Annotated in this window: 14 protein-coding genes; 11 read left to right on the plus strand and 3 right to left on the minus strand. The window is 66.9% G+C overall.

Annotation, left to right across the window (positions count from 1 at the left end):
• The first annotated feature begins 202 nt into the window (after nt 1-202).
• On the plus strand, nt 203-1,450 hold the full coding sequence (locus AC1REK_RS25360) for a calcium-binding protein (protein WP_492269918.1): 1,248 nt from the start codon (nt 203-205) through the stop codon (nt 1,448-1,450).
• Between the two features lie 96 nt (nt 1,451-1,546).
• On the opposite strand, the gene AC1REK_RS25365 is transcribed toward AC1REK_RS25360, so the two are convergent.
• The 3 genes from AC1REK_RS25365 to AC1REK_RS25375 all read right to left on the minus strand — a co-directional run bounded on the left by AC1REK_RS25365 (nt 1,547) and on the right by AC1REK_RS25375 (nt 8,643).
• Nucleotides 1,547-2,767: an MFS transporter gene (locus AC1REK_RS25365; protein ID WP_492269919.1), complete on the minus strand. Its 1,221-nt coding sequence runs from the start codon at nt 2,765-2,767 to the stop codon at nt 1,547-1,549.
• Nucleotides 2,764-6,981: an amino acid adenylation domain-containing protein gene (locus AC1REK_RS25370; RefSeq protein ID WP_492269920.1), complete on the minus strand. Its 4,218-nt coding sequence runs from the start codon at nt 6,979-6,981 to the stop codon at nt 2,764-2,766. The genes AC1REK_RS25365 and AC1REK_RS25370 overlap by 4 nt, the downstream gene beginning before the upstream one ends.
• Nucleotides 6,982-7,734: 753 nt before the next feature.
• Nucleotides 7,735-8,643, minus strand: coding sequence for a LysR family transcriptional regulator (locus AC1REK_RS25375; RefSeq protein ID WP_316020160.1), 909 nt, complete (start codon nt 8,641-8,643; stop codon nt 7,735-7,737).
• Between the two features lie 116 nt (nt 8,644-8,759).
• Here AC1REK_RS25375 and AC1REK_RS25380 point away from each other — a divergent pair, with 116 nt between their 5' ends.
• From AC1REK_RS25380 to AC1REK_RS25425, 10 genes are all read left to right on the plus strand, one after another.
• The gene (locus tag AC1REK_RS25380; protein WP_492269921.1) at nt 8,760-10,193 is read left to right on the plus strand and encodes an NAD-dependent succinate-semialdehyde dehydrogenase; all 1,434 of its coding nucleotides are present in this window, start codon (nt 8,760-8,762) and stop codon (nt 10,191-10,193) included.
• Nucleotides 10,194-10,220: 27 nt separating this feature from the next.
• Complete coding sequence (locus AC1REK_RS25385; protein ID WP_492269922.1) at nt 10,221-11,204, plus strand: dihydrodipicolinate synthase family protein; 984 nt, start codon at nt 10,221-10,223, stop codon at nt 11,202-11,204.
• Nucleotides 11,205-11,240: 36 nt separating this feature from the next.
• Nucleotides 11,241-11,792 (plus strand): 3-hydroxyanthranilate 3,4-dioxygenase, encoded by a 552-nt coding sequence (locus AC1REK_RS25390; RefSeq protein ID WP_492269923.1) that lies wholly within the window; start codon nt 11,241-11,243, stop codon nt 11,790-11,792.
• A gap of 112 nt (nt 11,793-11,904) precedes the next feature.
• The gene (locus AC1REK_RS25395; RefSeq protein WP_492269924.1) at nt 11,905-13,068 is read left to right on the plus strand and encodes an ABC transporter substrate-binding protein; all 1,164 of its coding nucleotides are present in this window, start codon (nt 11,905-11,907) and stop codon (nt 13,066-13,068) included.
• 75 nt (nt 13,069-13,143) lie between these two features.
• Nucleotides 13,144-14,058, plus strand: a complete 915-nt coding sequence (locus AC1REK_RS25400) for a branched-chain amino acid ABC transporter permease (RefSeq protein WP_492269925.1) — start codon at nt 13,144-13,146, stop codon at nt 14,056-14,058.
• Between the two features lie 52 nt (nt 14,059-14,110).
• Nucleotides 14,111-15,073 (plus strand): branched-chain amino acid ABC transporter permease, encoded by a 963-nt coding sequence (locus AC1REK_RS25405; RefSeq protein WP_492270082.1) that lies wholly within the window; start codon nt 14,111-14,113, stop codon nt 15,071-15,073.
• Nucleotides 15,070-15,822: an ABC transporter ATP-binding protein gene (locus AC1REK_RS25410; protein WP_492269926.1), complete on the plus strand. Its 753-nt coding sequence runs from the start codon at nt 15,070-15,072 to the stop codon at nt 15,820-15,822. Before AC1REK_RS25405 ends, AC1REK_RS25410 begins: the two co-directional genes overlap by 4 nt.
• On the plus strand, nt 15,822-16,523 hold the full coding sequence (locus AC1REK_RS25415) for an ABC transporter ATP-binding protein (RefSeq protein WP_327523443.1): 702 nt from the start codon (nt 15,822-15,824) through the stop codon (nt 16,521-16,523). The genes AC1REK_RS25410 and AC1REK_RS25415 overlap by 1 nt, the downstream gene beginning before the upstream one ends.
• Nucleotides 16,510-17,628: an alpha/beta hydrolase gene (locus AC1REK_RS25420; protein ID WP_492269927.1), complete on the plus strand. Its 1,119-nt coding sequence runs from the start codon at nt 16,510-16,512 to the stop codon at nt 17,626-17,628. The genes AC1REK_RS25415 and AC1REK_RS25420 overlap by 14 nt, the downstream gene beginning before the upstream one ends.
• Nucleotides 17,625-18,446: an aspartate dehydrogenase gene (locus AC1REK_RS25425; protein ID WP_492269928.1), complete on the plus strand. Its 822-nt coding sequence runs from the start codon at nt 17,625-17,627 to the stop codon at nt 18,444-18,446. The genes AC1REK_RS25420 and AC1REK_RS25425 overlap by 4 nt, the downstream gene beginning before the upstream one ends.
• Nucleotides 18,447-18,466: the final 20 nt, after the last annotated feature.

Raw genomic sequence — 18,466 nt, forward strand, 5'->3', positions numbered from 1 at the left:
TCGAGGCACGCAGCCAGAATAGAGCCGGCCTGCGCGGCGTTTTGTCTCCAAATGGGGATTGCGGCACCCACTGCCTCTCCGTAGCGTCCCGTGCCCTCGTAGACATGCTCGATCCCCGGCGATCGATCTTGATGCGCAAGACTACGCGCAGTCGCAGTCCTGCGCCCAAACGAGGGCTGATTTCGCAACAGGGAGAACTGTTATGGCAGTCATCAATGGTACACCCGGCGACGATATCATCCCTCCTCCTTCCACCGCGGGCGACGACGTCATCAACGGGTTCGCCGGCAATGACACGATCGATGCCGATGGCGGCAACGATCTCGTCAATGGCGGAGCCGGTGACGACGATATTCAGGGCGGCGTCGGCATCGACACGTTGAACGGCAATGCCGGTGACGACACGATCAGCGGCGGCGACGACAACGACGTCGTCAACGGCAACGCCGGCGACGACACTCTCTACGGCGATGCCGGCAACGATGTCATCGACGGGGGCACCGGCGACGACACCGCTGACGGGGGCGACGGCGACGACGTCGTGAATGGCGGCGCAGGCGTCGACACGCTGAATGGCGGCGACGGCGTCGACACGATGGATGGCGGCGCCGGCAACGACACGGTGAATGGCGATGCCGGCAACGACGTCATGAACGGCGCCGGCGGCAACGACACGATGAGCGGCGGCGACGGCGACGACACCATGAATGGCGGCACCGGCAGCGACACCATGAATGGCGACGACGGTGACGACACGATGGAAGGCGGCGCCGGGGCCGATACCTTGGACGGCGGCGACGGAGACGACACCCTGAGTGGCAGCGGCGGCGACGACACCCTGAATGGTGGGGCCGGCGTCGACGACATCAGTGGCGGCAACGGCAATGACACGCTGGATGGCGGCTCGGGCGCCGATACGCTGAACGGCGACGACGGTGACGATACGATCAGCGGCGGCGCCGGTGGCGACACCGGCTATGGCGGGGACGGCGACGACGAGATGACCGGCGGCGGCGGCAACGACACCCTGTGGGGCGATGCCGATGACGATACGATCAGCGGCGATGCCGGCAGCGACGAACTGCATGGCGGCGAAGGCGATGACGAGATCGATGGCGGCAACGGGGCCGACGACCTCTATGGCGAGGAAGGCGACGACCTGCTGACGGGTGGCCAGGGCACCGACACCTTCTATTTCGGTGACGGGGCCGACAATCCGTTCGGCGATGACGAGGTCACCGATCTCGACGTCGAGGACGAGGACGTGATCCAGGTCGATGTTCTCGATCCGGAGACAACCGTGGTGACAGTCGACGATTCCGGCGCGAGCGTGGTTCTGGATTTCGGCTTCGGCACGATCCAGATCGACGGCGTCAGCGGCGGTGGCACCTTCACCTCGATCGAGGACATCAACGACGCGCTCGGCTACGACGCGATCACGCTCGTGTGACGGCGCGGCACTCGAGGGTGGCGGCGCTCTCCCGCCGCCACCCCGGAAACCGCAGCCTTCCTGGACACCGCCGTTTCGAAACAGCGGACCGCTCCATCAATCGAGCTCTCCCTGCGCCTCCGAAAGATTGCGCCAGCCGGCTCCGGCCACCGTCATCGCCAGCGCGGCACAGGCCATCAGGGCCGCGGCGAGAACGATGGGCAGCGCATGCCCCAGCCCGCCCAACCCGCCGGATACGACGGAGGAGATGGTCCAGCCCATCGCTGCCGCCGACCCCACCATGCCGAGAATCCAGCCCTGCCGCTCGGGCGTCGCCCGGTCCGACAGCATGGTGACGATCGAGGGATAGGCGATGTTGATGGTGATGCCGGCCATCAGCCCGGCGGCATAGGCCTGATAGGCCGAGGTCGCCATCAGGCACAGCACCATGGTGGCCGCATTCAGCCCGAGCCCCGCCACCGCCAGTGTGCGCATCTCGAAACGCTCGGCCAGCATCGGCTGGACGAGCCCGTTGGAGACGCAGAAGCCGATGCCGATGATCGCCATGAACACGCCGACCTCGGACAGGGTCAGATCGAGGCTCGGGGCTTCCATGAGATAGACCGAGACGAAGACGAAGAAGCCGCCCCAGGCAACCTGCATCAGGATGAAGCAGCCGAGGATGCCGCGCACGAGTCCGTCTCCCGCCGCATCCCGGAAGCAGCGCACCCCTTCCCATAGCGAGATGCTGGACCAGTCGATCCGCCGCTCGGCGGCAGGCTCCTCCCGGTAGCGGGCGAGGAGCAGGAGCGCGATCACTGTCAGAAAGGTGCAGAAATGCAGCGGCGCCGCGAAGGAGACATGGGAGAGGCCCGTCGCCAGCACCGGTCCAAGCACGAAGCCGAGCGAGGAGAACAGCATGCTGTAGCTCAGCAGCCGGGCCTTGTTGCCGCCGAGGTCGACCAGCGCAGCCTGGGCGGTCGATTGCGCCGCAGCCGTCGCCCCGCCGATCATCCGCCCCAGTAACAGCAAAGCCAGGCTGCCGAACTCGATCGCCAGCCCGGCAAGGATGTTGCCCAGCAGCAGCCCTGCCGCGCAGAGCAGCAGCACGGGCCGGCGCCCCCATTGGTCCGATAGCCGGCCGAGCACCGGGGCCATGTAGAGCATCAGGAGGACATAGGTCGCCACCAGAAGGCCACTGACGAAATTGCGCAGCGGCAGCGAGGCCTCCGGCAGGAACACCAGCGTCGCCTGGTCGATCAAGAGCGGACCGAGCAGCGGGATGATGATCGTCGCGCTGATCGAGTCGACCAGGATCAACAGATAGAGCGCGATCATGCCGACGCGCCGACAGGCTCGCTTGCATGCGCCAGCAGGCTGGCCCGCATCCGGTCGGCGAGGTCCCGGATCGCCTCCGCATCGTAGTTGATCGCGGAATACTGGAAGCGGACCTTCAGCCGGCCCTCGCTGATGATCGCCATCAGATAAAGCCGGAAATCCGCCGGGTTATCCGCATGGGCGTGGTTCTTCAGATAAAGCAGCTCGTCTTCCGGCTTCTCGAAGACCGCGCCCCGGAAGCTGCTGTCCCAGGTCTCGCCGAAGAAGTTGTAGAGGATCTTGACCTGGTCCTGCCCGGCCAGCTCCGCGCCGCGCGGATGATAGGCCCTGAGCGCGCCATGGGCGATGCCGTGATCCGGCATGGCCCGCAATTGCCCGGCCACATCCTTCAGCCCGCCCGAGAGCACGATCGGCGTATGGCTGGTGAACCAGCCGCAGATCCGGGTGGGATCGCTCTCCCCCACCACCGATTCGCGCCCATGGCCCACCACATGCAGCATCAGGCGGTCCTGACCGGTCGCTTCCAGGAGCGCCGCGGCGACACGCTCGTAGGCGTTGGGCGGCACGGCGTCCAACATATCGCTCTCATAGGTGACGATGTCCCTCTGGCGCGCGCCCGGCCGCTCATTGTCGGCGCCGAAAGTCGGCCCCTGCTGGCCGAGCCAGAAAGGCAGCTGCGCTTCGGCTTCCGGGCTGCTGGCGAAAGCGATCAGCTCCTCCACCCAGCCCTTGTAGGATCCGCCCGAGGGTGGCAGCGCCTCGCCGAGATAGGCGCGCTGGAGATCCGAAACCAGCGCGCCCCAGGACAAGCCGTCGGCCACCAGGTGATGGCAGATCAGCACGAGGCGCTGTCCGTCCTCGGTGGTGAACAGTCCCGCGCGCATGATCGGTCCCCGCGCAATGTCGAGGGTCCCCTGCATCAGCGCCGCCCGCGCGCCGACTTCGGCCAGCGGGATGTCGGCGCATTCGAGCGGCACCTCGACCTCGTCTTCCGCGTAGAACTGGCGCGCGCCGTCGTATCTCAGGCGCAGCGCGTCGTGATGGGCGACCAGCTTCGCGAGCGCCGTCCTCAGGCGATCCGGCTCGACCGCGCAGCGGAAGACGGCCGAGACGTTGAACTGCTCCGGCCGTTCCGTCGCCCAGGAGAAGTAGTAGCGCTGCATGGGAGAGAGCGGCACCTCGCCGGTCGCCCTGCCCGTCTCCACTTTGCGGGCGGGGGTCAGGCTCTGTGCGAGCTCGGCGATGGTGGGCGTACGCTGCAGCGTGGCGGGGTCGAACGGCACCCCCGCCTCCCGCGCCCTGATGCCCAGCAGGACGGCGAGCAGGGAATCCCCGCCAAGCGCATAGAAATTGTCGTGAATGCCGATGGGCTCGTGCTCCAGCACGAACTGCCAGACGTCGACCAGCGCGGCCTCGATCGGCGTCCGCGGCGCCACATAGGGCAGATCATCGGCCGTGCGGGCGACTTCGACCCGTGGCAGCGCCTTGCGGTCGACCTTGCCATTCGCCGAAAGCGGAATCCGGTCGAGCTGCGCGAACACGCGCGGGATCATGTAATAGGGCAGCCGGTCCTGCAGCGCTGCGCGCATCTCGGCAGCGTCGAGCGGCGCGTCCGAGACCACATAGGCCACCAGGAACTTGCCCTTGCGGTCCGGCTGCTCCTGGCCGTCCACGATCGCGGCCTTCACGCCGGGCAGCGACTGGATCGCGCCCTCGATCTCGCCGAGCTCGATGCGGAAACCGTTGATCTTGACCTGGAAGTCGGCGCGGCCGAGGAACTCGACCTGACCGTCCGGCAGCCAGCGGCCGAGATCGCCGGTGTAGTAGATGCGCTCCCCGGTGGCCGGATAGGTGACGAAGGCGGCGTCGGTCTTTTCCTGATCCTTCCAATAGCCCCGCGCCAGACAGACCCCGCCCATGAAGATCCGGCCCGGCATGAAGGGCGGGCACTGGTTCAGGCCGGAATCGAGCACCAACATCTTCTGGTTCAGCATGGCCCGGCCGTAGGGGATGGTCGTCCAGATCGGGTCCACCTCGCCGATGCGGTACCAATTGGAGATGATCGAGGTCTCGGTCGGTCCGCCGACACTCCAGAGCACCGCATCTGGAGCGAGCTGGCGAATGCGCTCCGGCAGGTCGACAGGGATCTTGTCGCCGCCCATCATGAACACGCGCATGCTCGGCATCGGCTCGCCCGATTGCGCCCACATGTCCACATACATGGGAACGCTGGTCCAGATGCTGGCCTGATGCTGGCGGGCGATCTCGACCCAGTGGAGCGGCTCGAGATGACGGTTCTCGTCGGGGATCACCACCCCGGCGCCTGCCGAGAGCATGCCGAAGATGTCGTAGACCGAGAGGTCGAAGGCGAAATCGGAGAGCTGCAGAGAACGGTCGCCGGGACCGACGCGATGTTCCTCATTGGCATTGCGCAGGGTGTTCATCACGCTGAAATGGGTCAGCGTCACGCCCTTCGGCTTGCCGGTCGAGCCCGAGGTGAACAGCACATAGCAGATGTCGCCGAGCGCGTTGACCGAGGTCGGACGCGTGTCCGGCTCGCCCGCCCACAAGGCCTCGTCGTCGACCGCGAGCCCGGGACGGCCGAGACGCTCCACGACCCGCTTCTGGGACAGCACCACCGCGACATCCCCCTGGGAGATCACGGCGTCCATGCGCTCGGCCGGCCAGCCGGCATTGATCGGCAGATAGCCGCCGCCCGCCTTCAGGATGGCCATGCAGGCCACCGCCTGCTCCCAGCCCTTTTCCATCATCACGCCGACCAGCGTGTTCGGCTTGACGCCGCGGCGGCGCAGGCCGTGGGCGATGCGGTTGGTCAGCCGCTCCATCTCGCCATAGCTGATCACCCGCTCGCGCGTCAGCAGGGCCGGAGCCTCGGGCTGCCGCTCGGCCCAGTCGGAGAAGGCATCGTGGAGCAATTGCAGATCGCTGCGCGGCGCGGGCGCCGGTGTCCAATCACGCTCGATGCGCTCGACTTCGGCGGGAGTTGCCAGCATCTGCTTCGAGAGCGGCACATGCGGCTCAGCGGCGACGAGATCGGCCAGGACCGAGAGATGCGCCGCGATCTCCTCCACGAAGCGACGGGTGAACTGGCGCGCGCTGTATTGCAGGCGCAGATCGAGCCGGTCCCCTTCGGCGAAGGCGAGGAACAAGAGGTCGTTCTGGCAATCCACGGTCTCGAGCGGCAGCGGCGTCCCGAGTTCAAACGGCCAGAGCGGCTTCGCCCAGGAGACTGAAACGTTCGGTAGCTGGACGGCGTCCGAGGGCCGCGCCTTGCGCAGGCCCGCGATCACCTCCTGGAACGACAGACGGTCATGCGCGCGGGTTGCCCGCCGCTGCTCCTGCACCTGCGCCACGAGCTGCGCGAAGGAAAGTTCGGGCGTAAAGCTCGCCGTCGCGATCAGCGAGTTGACGAACGAGCCCATGGACCGCGCGAACTCCTTGCCGCGCAGATCGGTGGGATAGAGCACCGCCACCATCTCCTGCTCGGTATAGCGGTGGATCAGCGCCTGGATCAGGGCGAGCGTGGTGATGAACGGGCTCACATTCATCTGCGGCAGGCGCAGGGAGAAATAGAGGTTGCCGTCCTGCTCGCCGGCATAGCTCTCGCGCCTGGTCGGCAGGCCGGCGCGGAAATCGGACTGCGCCAGCGTCCCCGCCCAATAAGTCCTGTCGGCCTCGCGCTCCGAACTCTCCAGATAGGCGGCCTCGTGCGCGCGCCAGGCTTCGGGGCCCGGCCCCGGTTCCGGCACTGCCCGGCCGTGATAGCGGGCGCTCACCTCCTCCAGCAGCAGCAGGATGGAGCCACCGTCCAGAATGAGGTGGCTGCCGTTGATGACGAAGATGTCGCCGCAGAGCACGAAGCGGAACAGCGGGCCGTTTTCCATGTCGAACGGCTTGGTGATCGCCCATTCCCAGCTGTCCGCGTACTCCAGCACCTGGGCCGGCGTCTCCTTGACGACCTGGAACGGCTTGCCGTCCACCTCGGTCACCACCGAGCGCAGCGCCGGATGGGCGTCCACCGTCGCGCGCAGCGCCTGTTCCAGCCTTTGCGGATCGACGTTCGCATCGAGGCGGTAGACGAAGGGCACGAAATAGGCGGAGCTGTCCGGCGCCCTCTTGCACTCCAGCCAGATCCGCTGGGTCACGACCGCAAGAGGAATGGCGAGAGGGGCGTTCGGCGTAACGGCGTTCATCGTGCTGGCTCCGACGCTGGTGTGCGACGCTTGGGGAAGCGAGACGCAGAGGGGATGAGCGCGGCCGGGGGGCCGGAGGACGAGGAGGGGACCTGACGACGTCCACGTCCCGAGGCGAGCGAAGGCGGCCTCATCGAAGGCTCGGAGCCGGCACACGCCCGCGCAAGCCCGGCGGCGCAATGTTCGGGGACACCGAGGTCAGAGTGCTTCCGCCGCATCGGGCCCGCGAGATGCTGCCTCTCGTCGAACGCGATGCGATAGGCTTGCCCCTGGTAGTTCGAGACGCGGCCGCTGCGAGATCGCTCATGGGCACTCCCCCCGCGCGGCCACTCCGCCCGACAAATGATGGCGAAGATTTTAATGATCAGACAGACAATTGCGGCGTGAGATAAGCAGAAATATCGCAGATACACCTTTGATATGAATGGAAATCATTGGAATAAATTAGAATGAAAGAGCAATATCTGTTGTATCGACATACCACTCTAAGATGAGTGCTTTGAACATCGGCACGGCCTGTCGGAAGGCTTCAAGGTCATTCTGGCCTGGATGTCAGCTCCTGCGGACCGCGTCGGAATTTGGCCGATGCCTGGAAATGGGCGCCCGCATCTGGGCTAGCCGGCAATTGGCCACGCCAGACATCGCGCGTTCTCTTGTCGAACCCGATGGTTCTGTAAGAGCGGTCAGAAGACCGATATCTCGCGCGGTGGCTTCACATCGGCGTGAATTGCATCTGCCCTGACGACTTCGAACTCAGTCGACATCGGTCGGTGCGAGCCGGCGGGCATACCGGCGCAGAATCGCCTCGAATGCAGCCAGTGCGGGCGATACGGAACGCCCGCTCGGCCGGATCATCACGATATCTCGGGCGATCGCCGGATTCGACAGCGGCCGGGCGAGGATCCTGCGATGCGGCGCGGCAGCGCGCGCATAGGTCGGGAGCACGGCGACGCCGAGACGGGCCTCGACGAGCGCCAGCGCCGTCGTGATCTGCGACACCTCATAGGCCGGCAGCAGCGGAATGCCGACCGTCTCATAGGCGACCTCGACCAGGAGCCGGATGCCGCTGTCTCGGGTCAGTGTGATCAGCGGCTCGCCTTGCAGCTCGCGCCAATCGACCGTCGCGCCTGCGAAGCGGCTGCCGGGGCTGCAGAACAGCATCAGATTGTCGCGCGCCATCGGGATGCGCTCGATGCCGTCCTCGACCGCGGCGAAGGTGCCGAGGCCGCAATCGACGCGGCTCGTCCTGACGGCCTCGATGATCGTCTCGGTACGCGCATCGAGCACCCCGACCTGCACGCCGGGAAAGCGCTCGCGCATCTCCGCGATCGCCTCGGGCAGGATCGCCGCCGCCAGCAGCGGCGGGGCTGCCACGGTGATCCGGCCGCGCCGACGTTCGGCGAGATCGTTGGCATTCTGGATGGCGAGGTCGAGATCGTGGACGATCTTGGCCGACGCGCCCTGGAACTCCCGTCCGCCTTCCGTCAGCTCGACCCGACGTGTCGTGCGGTCGAACAGGCGGATGCCGAGGGCCTGCTCCAGATCGCGAACCAGTTGCGACAGCGCCGGTTGCGCCATGTGCAGGCGCTCCGCCGCCTTGGTGAAGGTGCCGAGTTCGGCGACGGCGAGGAAGGCCTGGATCTGCCGCAAGGTGACTGCCATGCCGATTTATAAGCACGTCGTATGAATTCAGACAAATAAGCTGAATTCCATATGGCGATCGCCCCAACCATCATGCCTCGACATCGCGCCCTTGGCCGCTCTGTTCGAGGCTCTCCATGACCGCCTATCCCGACCTCCAGCTCTATATCGGCGGCGCCTGGCGCAAGACCTCCGGCAGCCTGCCCGTGCTCAACCCGGCCGATGAGAGCGTGATCGGTTCTGTTCCTGTCGCTCGCCGTGCCGATCTCGACGATGCGCTGGCTGCGGCGAAAGAGGGCTTCAGGGTCTGGAGCCGGACATCGCCGCGGGCCCGTGGCGAGATCATGCTCAAGGCCTCGGCGCTGATGCGGGCCCGCATCGACGAGATCGCCCATGCGATCACGCTCGAGCACGGCAAGCCCTTCCTCCAGGCGCAGCTCGAGGTGATCAGGGGCTGCGAGTTCTTCGAATGGGACGCCGCCGAGGGCCAGCGCACCTATGGCAGGGTGATCCCGAGCGAGCCCGGCATCAAATATGTCGTGATGCACCAGCCGATCGGCATGGTCGCAGCCTTCTCGCCGTGGAACTTTCCGATGAGCCAGCCGGCGCGCAAGATCGCCGGGGCGCTGGCCGCGGGCTGCTCGATCATCCTGAAGGCGGCGGAAGAAACACCGGCCGGCGCGCTCCACATCGCCCGCGCGCTGCACGATGCCGGCCTGCCGCCCGGCGTGTTCAACCTCGTCTTCGGCGTCCCGGCCGACATCTCCTCCTACCTGATCCCGCAGGAGCAGACCCGGCTGATCGCCTTCACCGGCTCGACCGCCGTCGGCAAGCACCTGACCCGGATCGCCGCCGACCATATGAAGCCGGTGCTGATGGAGCTCGGCGGCCATGCCCCGGTGATCGTCTGCGACGATGTCGACCCGGTCGCGGCCGCGACGGCCTCGGCGATCCGCAAGTCGCGCAATGCCGGCCAGGTCTGCACCTCGCCGACGCGCTTCTTCGTGCAGGAACCGATCTATGAGGCCTTCGCCAGGACCTTCGCCGAGAAGGCGCGGTCGGTCGTGATCGGTAATGGCCTCGATGCCGCAACGCAGATGGGCCCGGTCGCCAATCATCGCCGCATCGAGGCGATGGAGGCGTTGGTCGCGGACGCTCGCGCCAAGGGCGCACGCGTGCTCGCCGGCGGCGAGCGGATCGGCAATCGCGGCTATTTCTTCCCGGTGACCGTGCTGGCCGACGTGCCGGATGATGCCAGGGTCATGCGCGAGGAGCCGTTCGGACCGCTCGCGGTGATCAACCCGGTCTCGACGCTGGACGACGCGATCGCCAAGGCGAACGGCCTGCCCTTCGGCCTCGCCGCCTATGCCTTCACCCATTCGGCCAGCCGGGCCGACCGGCTCGCCGACGAGATCGAGGCCGGCAACGTCTCGATCAATACGCTGGAGGCCTCGGTCGCCGAGGTGCCGTTCGGCGGGGTCAAGGACAGCGGCTATGGCCGCGAGGGCGGCGCAGAGGGGCTCTCGCACTACACGATCATCAAGAACGTCTCGCACCGCATGGCGATCTGACCGGCGGGCGACAGGGAGACAGGCCAGATGAAATACGCCAGGAAGGACGCGAAGGCTTACACCCGCGCCAATATGAAGGGCATCTGGGCGGCCGCGCTGACGCCCTTCACCAACTCGCTCGCCATCGACGAGGACGGCTTCCGCGAGAACATCAGGCACTGGACTGATGATCTCGGCATCGACGGCCTATTCATCGCCGGCAAGCAGGGCGAGTTTTTCGCGATGTCGGTCGAGGAGCGCAAGCGCAGCTTCGAGCTGGCTGTCGAGGCCACGGCCGGCCGCGGCCAGACGATCATGTCCTGCTCCGACCAGAATATGGACGTCGTCATCGATCTCGCCAAGCACGCTCAGAAGGTCGGCGCCGACTACATCGTCGTGCACGCGCCGATCCTGCATTTCTTCAAGGCGCAGGACGAGACGCTCTACGAGTACTACCGGACCATCGCCGAACAGGTCGATATCGGCATCGCGCTCTGGAGCCATCCGGACTCCGGCTATCTGATGAGCCCGCAGCTGTGCAACCGCCTCGCCGACATCGAGAACGTCGTCGCGATCAAATACAGCGTGCCGCGCGCCATGTACGCCGAGCTGACGAGGCTCGCCGGCGACCGCATTCTGGTCAGCACCGCCTCGGAGGAGGAGTGGCTCGACAATATCGTCGAGCTCGGCTGGCAGGTCTATCTCTGCTCCTCGCCGCCCTACCTGATCCAGACGGCGAACGACCGGCGCATGCGCGACTACACCGATCTTGCCTTCGCCGGTGAGGTCGATAAGGCGCAGGCCATCCGCGACAGCCTCAATCCGGTGCGCGAGGCACTGCGCACGACCCGGCCCGCCGAGAAGCCGCATGCGCACCAGAAATACTGGCAGGAACTGCTCGGCCAGGTCGGCGGGCGCGTGCGCGCGCCGCTGCTCGAGCTGACCGAAGCCGAGAAGGCGGCGACGCGCGCGGCTTTCGAGAATTGCGGGCTCAAGCTCGCGGCAGGCCGCGCCCTTGCGAAGGCCGGCTGAAACGCGGCTAGGATGGAACAACCGGGAGAGACGGATATGGCGACCGAAGGACGGCTGAAGGCCTTCAATTTCAAGAAGTGGGTCGCAGAGAACGAGCACCTGCTGAAGCCGCCGGTCGGCAACAAGAAGGTGTTCGACGACGGCCAGATGACGGTGATGGTGGTCGGTGGGCCGAACCAGCGCGCCGACTTCCATGACGACCCGGTGGAGGAGTTCTTCTACCAGCTCAAGGGCGACATGATGCTCAAGCTGGTCGACGACGGGAAGCACTACGACGTGACGATCCGCGAGGGCGACGTCTTCCTGCTCCCGCCGCACGTGCGCCACTCGCCGCAGCGCCCGCAGGAGGGCTCGATCGGCCTCGTGGTCGAGCCGGCGCGCCACCCCGACCAGGTCGACGGCTTCGAATGGTACTGCTTCGAGTGCAACGGCCTGGTGCATCGCATCGAGCTCAAGGTCGGGGATCTCGTGAAGGATCTGCCGCCGCTCTACGAAGCCTTCTTCGCCGACGAGAAGGCCCGCACCTGCAAGCAGTGCGGCGCCGTCCATCCCGGCAGGAAGCCGCCGGCCGGCTGGGTCGCGCTTTGAGGAATTCCGGCGCCGCAGCCAGGCTGCGGCGCCACACGACCTGAGCGCGGCGGCGCAGAAACGCCGCGCAAAAATGATCTCAGAGGCAAAACGACAACAACGGGAGCTCAAGATGAAACTGCGCGGATTGCTTTTCGGCGTTGCGGCTGCCCTTGCCGCCACGACCGCCCTCGCCCAGCAGCCGGTCAAGATCGGCATGGTGACCACGCTGTCGGGACCCGGCGGCTATCTCGGCCAGGATATTCGTGACGCCTTCAAGCTCGCCATCGACATGAACGGCGGCAAGCTCGGCGGCGTGCCCGTCGAGCTCGTGGTCGAGGACGATGCGCTGAAGCCCGGCCAGGGCAAGCAGATCGCCGAGAAGATGCTGAAGACCGACGGCATCAAGATCATGACCGGCATCGTCTTCTCGAACGTCGCCGGCGCGACCGTGCCCGATATCGTCGATGCGGGGGCGCTCTATGTCAGCCCCAATGCGGCCCCGTCGAACTTCGCCGGCAAGGAGTGCAACGAGAACTATTTCGTCGTCTCCTGGCAGAATGACAGCCTGCATGAGAGCGCCGGCCAGCACGCCACCAATCTCGGCTACAAGAAGGCCTTCATCCTCGCCCCGAACTACCAGGCCGGCAAGGATGCGCTCGCCGGCTTCAAGCGCCTGTTCAAGGGCGAGATCGTCGGCGAGGTCTACACACGCCTCGACCAGACCGATTTCGCGCCCGAGATGGCGCAGATCCGCGCGGCCAATCCCGACGTCGTCTTCCAGTTCCACCCCGGCGGGCTCGGCATCGCCTTCCTGCGTCAGTATCAGCAGGCCGGCCTACTCGGCAAAACCCCGATGGTGTTGGCCGAGCCTTCGCTCGATTCAACCACGCTCAAGGCCGTCGGCGAGGCCGCGCTCGGCCTCAGCGTGACCGCGCACTGGAACACCGACTTCGACAACGCCTCGAACAAGGCCTTCGTCGAGGCTTTCACCAAGGCCTATAACCGCGTGCCAACCTACTATGCCAGCCAGGGCTACGACACCGCCCTCGCCATCGCCTCGGCACTGAAGGCGACCGGTGGCAAGACCGATGTGCCGGCGCTGCGCAAGGCGCTTGCCAAGGCCGATTTCCAGTCGGTGCGGGGCGCCTTCAAGTTCGGCCCCAACCAGCACCCGGTCCAGGACTGGTACGCGCTCAAGGTCGAGAAGGGGGCGGATGGCACGCCGGTGCTGAAGACCTCGGGCAAGGTGCTGAGCAATCACAGCGACGCCTACGCCAAGGACTGCAAGCTCTGAGCCACGGATAAGCTCCCGCATCGACGGGATGGGCCGCTGCCTGCCCATCCCGTCGCCAGCCGGACGTAACCTGCAATGACCCTCGTTCTCGAACAACTGCTCAACGGTCTGCAGTTCGGCGTGATGCTGTTCCTGCTCGCCGCCGGGCTGACGCTGATCTTCGGCATCATGGGCGTGATCAACCTCGCCCATGGCTCGCTCTACATGGTCGGCGCCTATGCCTCCGCCTTCGCCGCGGCGCAGACCGGCTCGGTCGTCATCGCCATCATCGCCGGGCTTGCGGCCGCTGCCCTGGTCGGCATGGCGATGGAGCTCTTCGTGCTGCGCCGGCTTTATGCGCGCGACCATCTCGACCAGGTGCTGGCGACCTTCGCGCTGATCCTGATCTTCAACCAGAGCGTGACCATCCTGTTCGGGCGCCAGCCGCTCTTCGTCTCGGTGCCGCCGGCACTCAACGGCTCGGTCGAGTTGCTGCCCGGCCTGATCTATCCGGTCTATCGGCTCATCATCATCGCGGTCGGGCTAGCGGTGGCGCTAGGGCTTTACCTGCTGATCAACCGCACCCGCATCGGCATGCTGGTCCGGGCCGGCGCGACGCATCGCGAGATGGTCCGGGCGCTCGGCGTCGATATCCGCCTGCTCTACACCGCAGTCTTCGGGCTGGGCGCCCTGCTCGCCGGCCTCGCCGGGCTGATGGCCGGGCCGATCCTCGCCGTGCAGGTCGGCATGGGCGAGCAGATCCTGATCATGACCTTCGTCGTCGTGGTGATCGGCGGCGTCGGCTCGATCCGCGGCGCCTTCTTCGGCGCGCTGCTCGTCGGCCTCGTCGACACTGTGCTGCGGGCCTTCCTGCCCGGCCTGCTGCGCCAGGTCATGGCCGGCTCGGAGGCCGATGCGCTCGGGGCCGGCCTCGCCTCGATGGGCATCTACATGCTGATGGCCGTGGTGCTGCTGGTGCGGCCAAAGGGACTCTTTCCCGCCAATGTCTGATGACACCATCATCCATAATGCCCCCGCCGCGCCGAGCACCGGCCGTGCGCTCATGCTGCTCGCGCTGGCGCTCGGGCTTATCGCCCTGCCCTTCCTCGTCCAGGCGCTCGGCCAGCCGGCCCTGGTGCCGCTGGCGACCCGTGTGCTGATCTATGCGATCGCCGCCGCCAGCCTCAACCTCGCGCTCGGTTTCGGAGGGATGGTGTCCTTCGGCCACGCCGCCTTCTTCGGCGTCGGCGGCTATGTCGTCGGCATCCTCTACCGCAATTACGTCGACGACAGCCTCTTCCTCGGCCTGATCCCGGGCACAAGCCAGCTCCTGGTCACGCTGCCGGCCGCGCTCCTCGTCGGCGGTCTGCTCGCTCTGCTGATCGGGGCGCTTTCCTTACGCACCAGCGGCGTGCAGTTCATCATGATCACGCTAGCTTTCGCGCAGATGCTGTTTTTCCTGTTCGTCTCGCTGAAAGCCTATGGCGGCGATGACGGCATGACGATCCGCCGCCGCAACGAGCTCTTCGGCCTCAACACCCGCGACGACATCATCTTCTATTTCATCTGCCTTGCCGTCGCTGCGTTGGTCTTCCTGGCGCTCTGGCGCATCGTCGGATCGCGCTTCGGCATGGTGCTCGCCGGCATCCGCCAGAACGAGCGGCGCATGGCGGCGATCGGCATCGCGCCTTATCGCTACAAGCTCGCCGCCTTCGTGATCTCCGGCATGGGCACCGGCCTCGCCGGGGCGCTGATGGCGAATTATCTGCGCTTCGTCAGCCCCGACATGCTGCACTGGACCAAGTCGGGCGAGCTGATGATCATGGTCATCCTCGGCGGGGTCGGCACCTTGCTCGGCCCGCTCTTCGGCGCGGCTGCCCTCGTCATCCTCGAGACTGTGCTGACCTCATGGACCGAGCATTGGCAGCTCGTCCTCGGCCCGATCCTGCTGCTCGTCGTCCTGTTTACGCAGGGTGGGCTCAGCGGGCTGTTCAGCCGCCTCGGCATCGGCAGGGGCGAGCGATGAACCAGCCGCTTCTCAGCGTCCGCGGGCTGCGCAAGCGCTTCGGCGGCCTGATCGCCACCGACAGCGTCGATCTCGACGTCGCCGAGGGCGAGATCCACGCCCTGATCGGACCCAACGGCGCTGGCAAGACCACGCTGCTGACCCAGCTCTTCGGCGAACTCAGCCATGATGCCGGCGAGATCAGGCTGGAGGGCGAGGCGATCGACACGCTAGCGACGCCGCAGCGTGTCCAGCGCGGCCTCGCCCGCACCTTCCAGATCAATCAGCTGCTGCCCGATTTCAGCATGCTCGACAATGTCGCGCTCGCGGTGCAGGCGCGGCAGGGACACAGCTTCCGCTTCTTTGCCGATGCTCGCCGCGACAAGGGCCTGCGCCAGCGCGCACGCGAGCACCTGACCACCGCCGGCCTCGCCCATCGCGCCGAGGTCAGGGTCGCCGATCTCTCCCATGGCGAGCAGAAGCAGCTCGAATTCGCGATCGCGCTCGCCTGCGAGCCGCGTATCTTGCTGCTCGACGAGCCGATGGCGGGGCTCGGCCATGCCGAGAGCGAGCAGATGGTTACGATGCTCTCGGGCCTGAAGGGGCGGGTCACCATGCTGCTGGTCGAGCATGACATGGACGCGGTCTTCGCCCTCGCCGACCGGATCTCGGTGCTGGTCTATGGCCGCATCATCGCGACCGGCACGGCGCAGGAGATCCGTGACAACCCGGACGTCCGCACCGCCTATCTCGGCGAGGGAGACGCCTGATGCTGAGCGTGCGCAACCTGCAATCGGCCTATGGCGCGAGCCAGGTGCTGTTCGATGTCGGCCTCGACATCGGCGAAGGCGAGGTCGTCACCCTGCTCGGCCGCAACGGCATGGGCAAGACCACGACGGTGCGCTCGCTGATGGGGCTGCTGTCGCCCAAGGGCGGCGAGATCAGCTTCGACGGCCGCAAGCTCAGGGGCAATACGCCGGAAGCGATCGCCCGCTGCGGCATCGGCCTCGTGCCGGAGGGGCGGCAGGTCTTCCCGACGCTCACCGTGCGCGAGAACCTCGTCGCCACCGCCGCCAACCGGCTCGGGCGTTCATCGCCCTGGACGCTGGAGCGGGTTTACGCCCTGTTCCCGCGCCTTCAGGAGCGCGCCGGCCAGTCCGCCCGCACGCTGTCGGGCGGCGAGCAGCAGATGCTGGCGGTCGGCCGGGCGCTGATGACTAACCCCAAGCTCCTCATCCTCGATGAGGCGACCGAGGGCCTGGCGCCGGTGATCCGCGCCGAGATCTGGCGCTGCATCGAGGCGCTGAAGGCGCAGGGGCAGTCGATCCTGCTGATCGACAAGAACATTGCCGTGCTCAAGCGCCTCGCCGACCGGCACTACATCATCGAAAAGGGCCGCACGGTCTGGTCGGGCTCCAGCAGCGACCTCGCGGCCAATGCGGAACTGGTGCATCGCTATGTCGGCGTCTGAAAACGAGATCGTCGCGCGCAGCCTCGCGGCCGACCCGGTCGAAGCCTTGCGCGACACGCTGAGCGAGATCCTCGCCGGGCTGGTCGCGGCCGGCTGCGGCCCGCATCACCTGACCGCCATGGACTGGGAGAGCGCGGACCCCGCTGCCTTCCATCTATCGCGCCACATGGTCGAACTGGCCTATCGCGAGGTCTTCGCCGGCTTTCGCCCGCCGATCCGATTGCGGCCGGGATCCGACGCCGGCCTGAGCGTCCGCGCTCGCCACACGATGCCGCAGCCGCTGCCGGATATCGAGATCGAGGGCTACGCGCTACCCGAGCTTGGCCGGCAGTACAGCCCGCGCCTCCAGGCCGACATGACCGCGCTGTTCCGGCGATGGAGCCGCGACGGCGCCGCCTTTCGCGCCGGCCATGGCGGGCTCGACCTCGTCTATGGTCCGGGTCGCTTCGAGACGCTCGATCTCTATCGCCCGGCCGGCGTGGAGCGCGCGCCGATCTTCGTCTTCATCCATGGCGGTTACTGGCAGGCCTCGGACAAGATTCAGCACGCACAGTTCTCGCAGGGGCTGCTCGATGCCGGCTTCGCGGTCGCCCAGCCGAATTATGGGCTGGCGCCGGATACCCCTCTCGAAGCGAGCATCGCCCAGACCGTCGCCGCGCTGAACTTCCTCGTCCGCGAGGCCGATACCCTCGGTCTCGATCCGGCCCAACTGCACATCGGCGGCCACTCCGCCGGCGGCCACCTCGCGGCGATGGCACTATGCGACCCGGCATCGCCGCCGGTCGCCTCGGCGCTGCTGCTCTCCGGCCTCTATGATCTGAAGCCGCTCGGCCATCTGCCGATCGGGCGCCTGCTCGGTCTGGGTGACGCCGAGCGGGCAGCGCGGCTTAGCCCGCTCGGCCTGCCGCGCCCGAGCCGCACACGCCTCGCCTTCGCCGTCGGCGAAGGTGAGAGCGAGGCGTTCAAGCGGCAATCGGCGAGGCTGGCTGCGGCCTGGAATGCGCCCGAGCCGCTGATCTGCCCGGGGCATCATTTCAGCATGCTCGACGGGCTGAACGGCGGTGCACTACTCGACTTGGCCCTGCGGACGGTGAAGAGCTGGTGACGAGCCGTACGCGCAAGCCTCTCCGCGTCGCCCTGATCGGCTGGGGTGCGATCAGCCGGCGCGTCGCGGCCTTGCTGTCGAGTGCGCCGAACGCCGGAGACATCGCCATCGTCGGCATTGGCGTCCGCTCGGTCGCGGCTGTCCAGGACGCCGCCTCTGGCGCCGCCCTCATCACCGACCCCGGACAGCTCGCTGGGTTGGAGCTGGACCTCGTGGTTGAGGCCGCCGGCCGGGAGGCGGTCGCGATCTGGGGTGAGGCCGCACTGCGTTCTGCGCCGGCCTTCGCAATCGCATCAGCCAGTGCACTGACCGATGCTTCGCTGCTCGAGCGCCTCCTCCAGACCGCAGAGGCCTGTGGCAGCCAGCTCATCCTGCCGCCGGGCGCGCTCGCCGGAATCGACGCGATCGCGGCAGCCTCGGTGCTGCCGCTCGACGAGGTCGTGCACAGCATCGTCAAGCCGCCCGCAGCCTGGCGCGGCACGCTGGCGGAAGACATGATCGCGCTCGATGGGCTGAGCGCACCGGCCGTCTTCTTCACCGGCTCGGCCCGCGAGGCCGCGGTCCGCTTTCCCCAGAACGCCAATGTCGCGGTGATCTCGGCGCTCGCCGGCATCGGGTTGGATCGAACCCGGGTCGAACTCGTCGCTGACCCCGTCGTTGCCGCCAACTGCCACCGGTTGAGCGTCTCCGGCGCCTTCGGTCGCCTGGATATCGCGATCGAGAACAGGCCCCTCGCCACCAATCCGAAATCATCGGAGATGGCGGCATTGAGCCTCGTCAGAACGATCAGGAACAGGATCGCTCCGCTTTCTCGATGATTCATGCCATCTGGCGCGGC

It is taken from the genome of Allobosea sp. GW823-FHT02B03 (genome assembly GCF_058797755.1).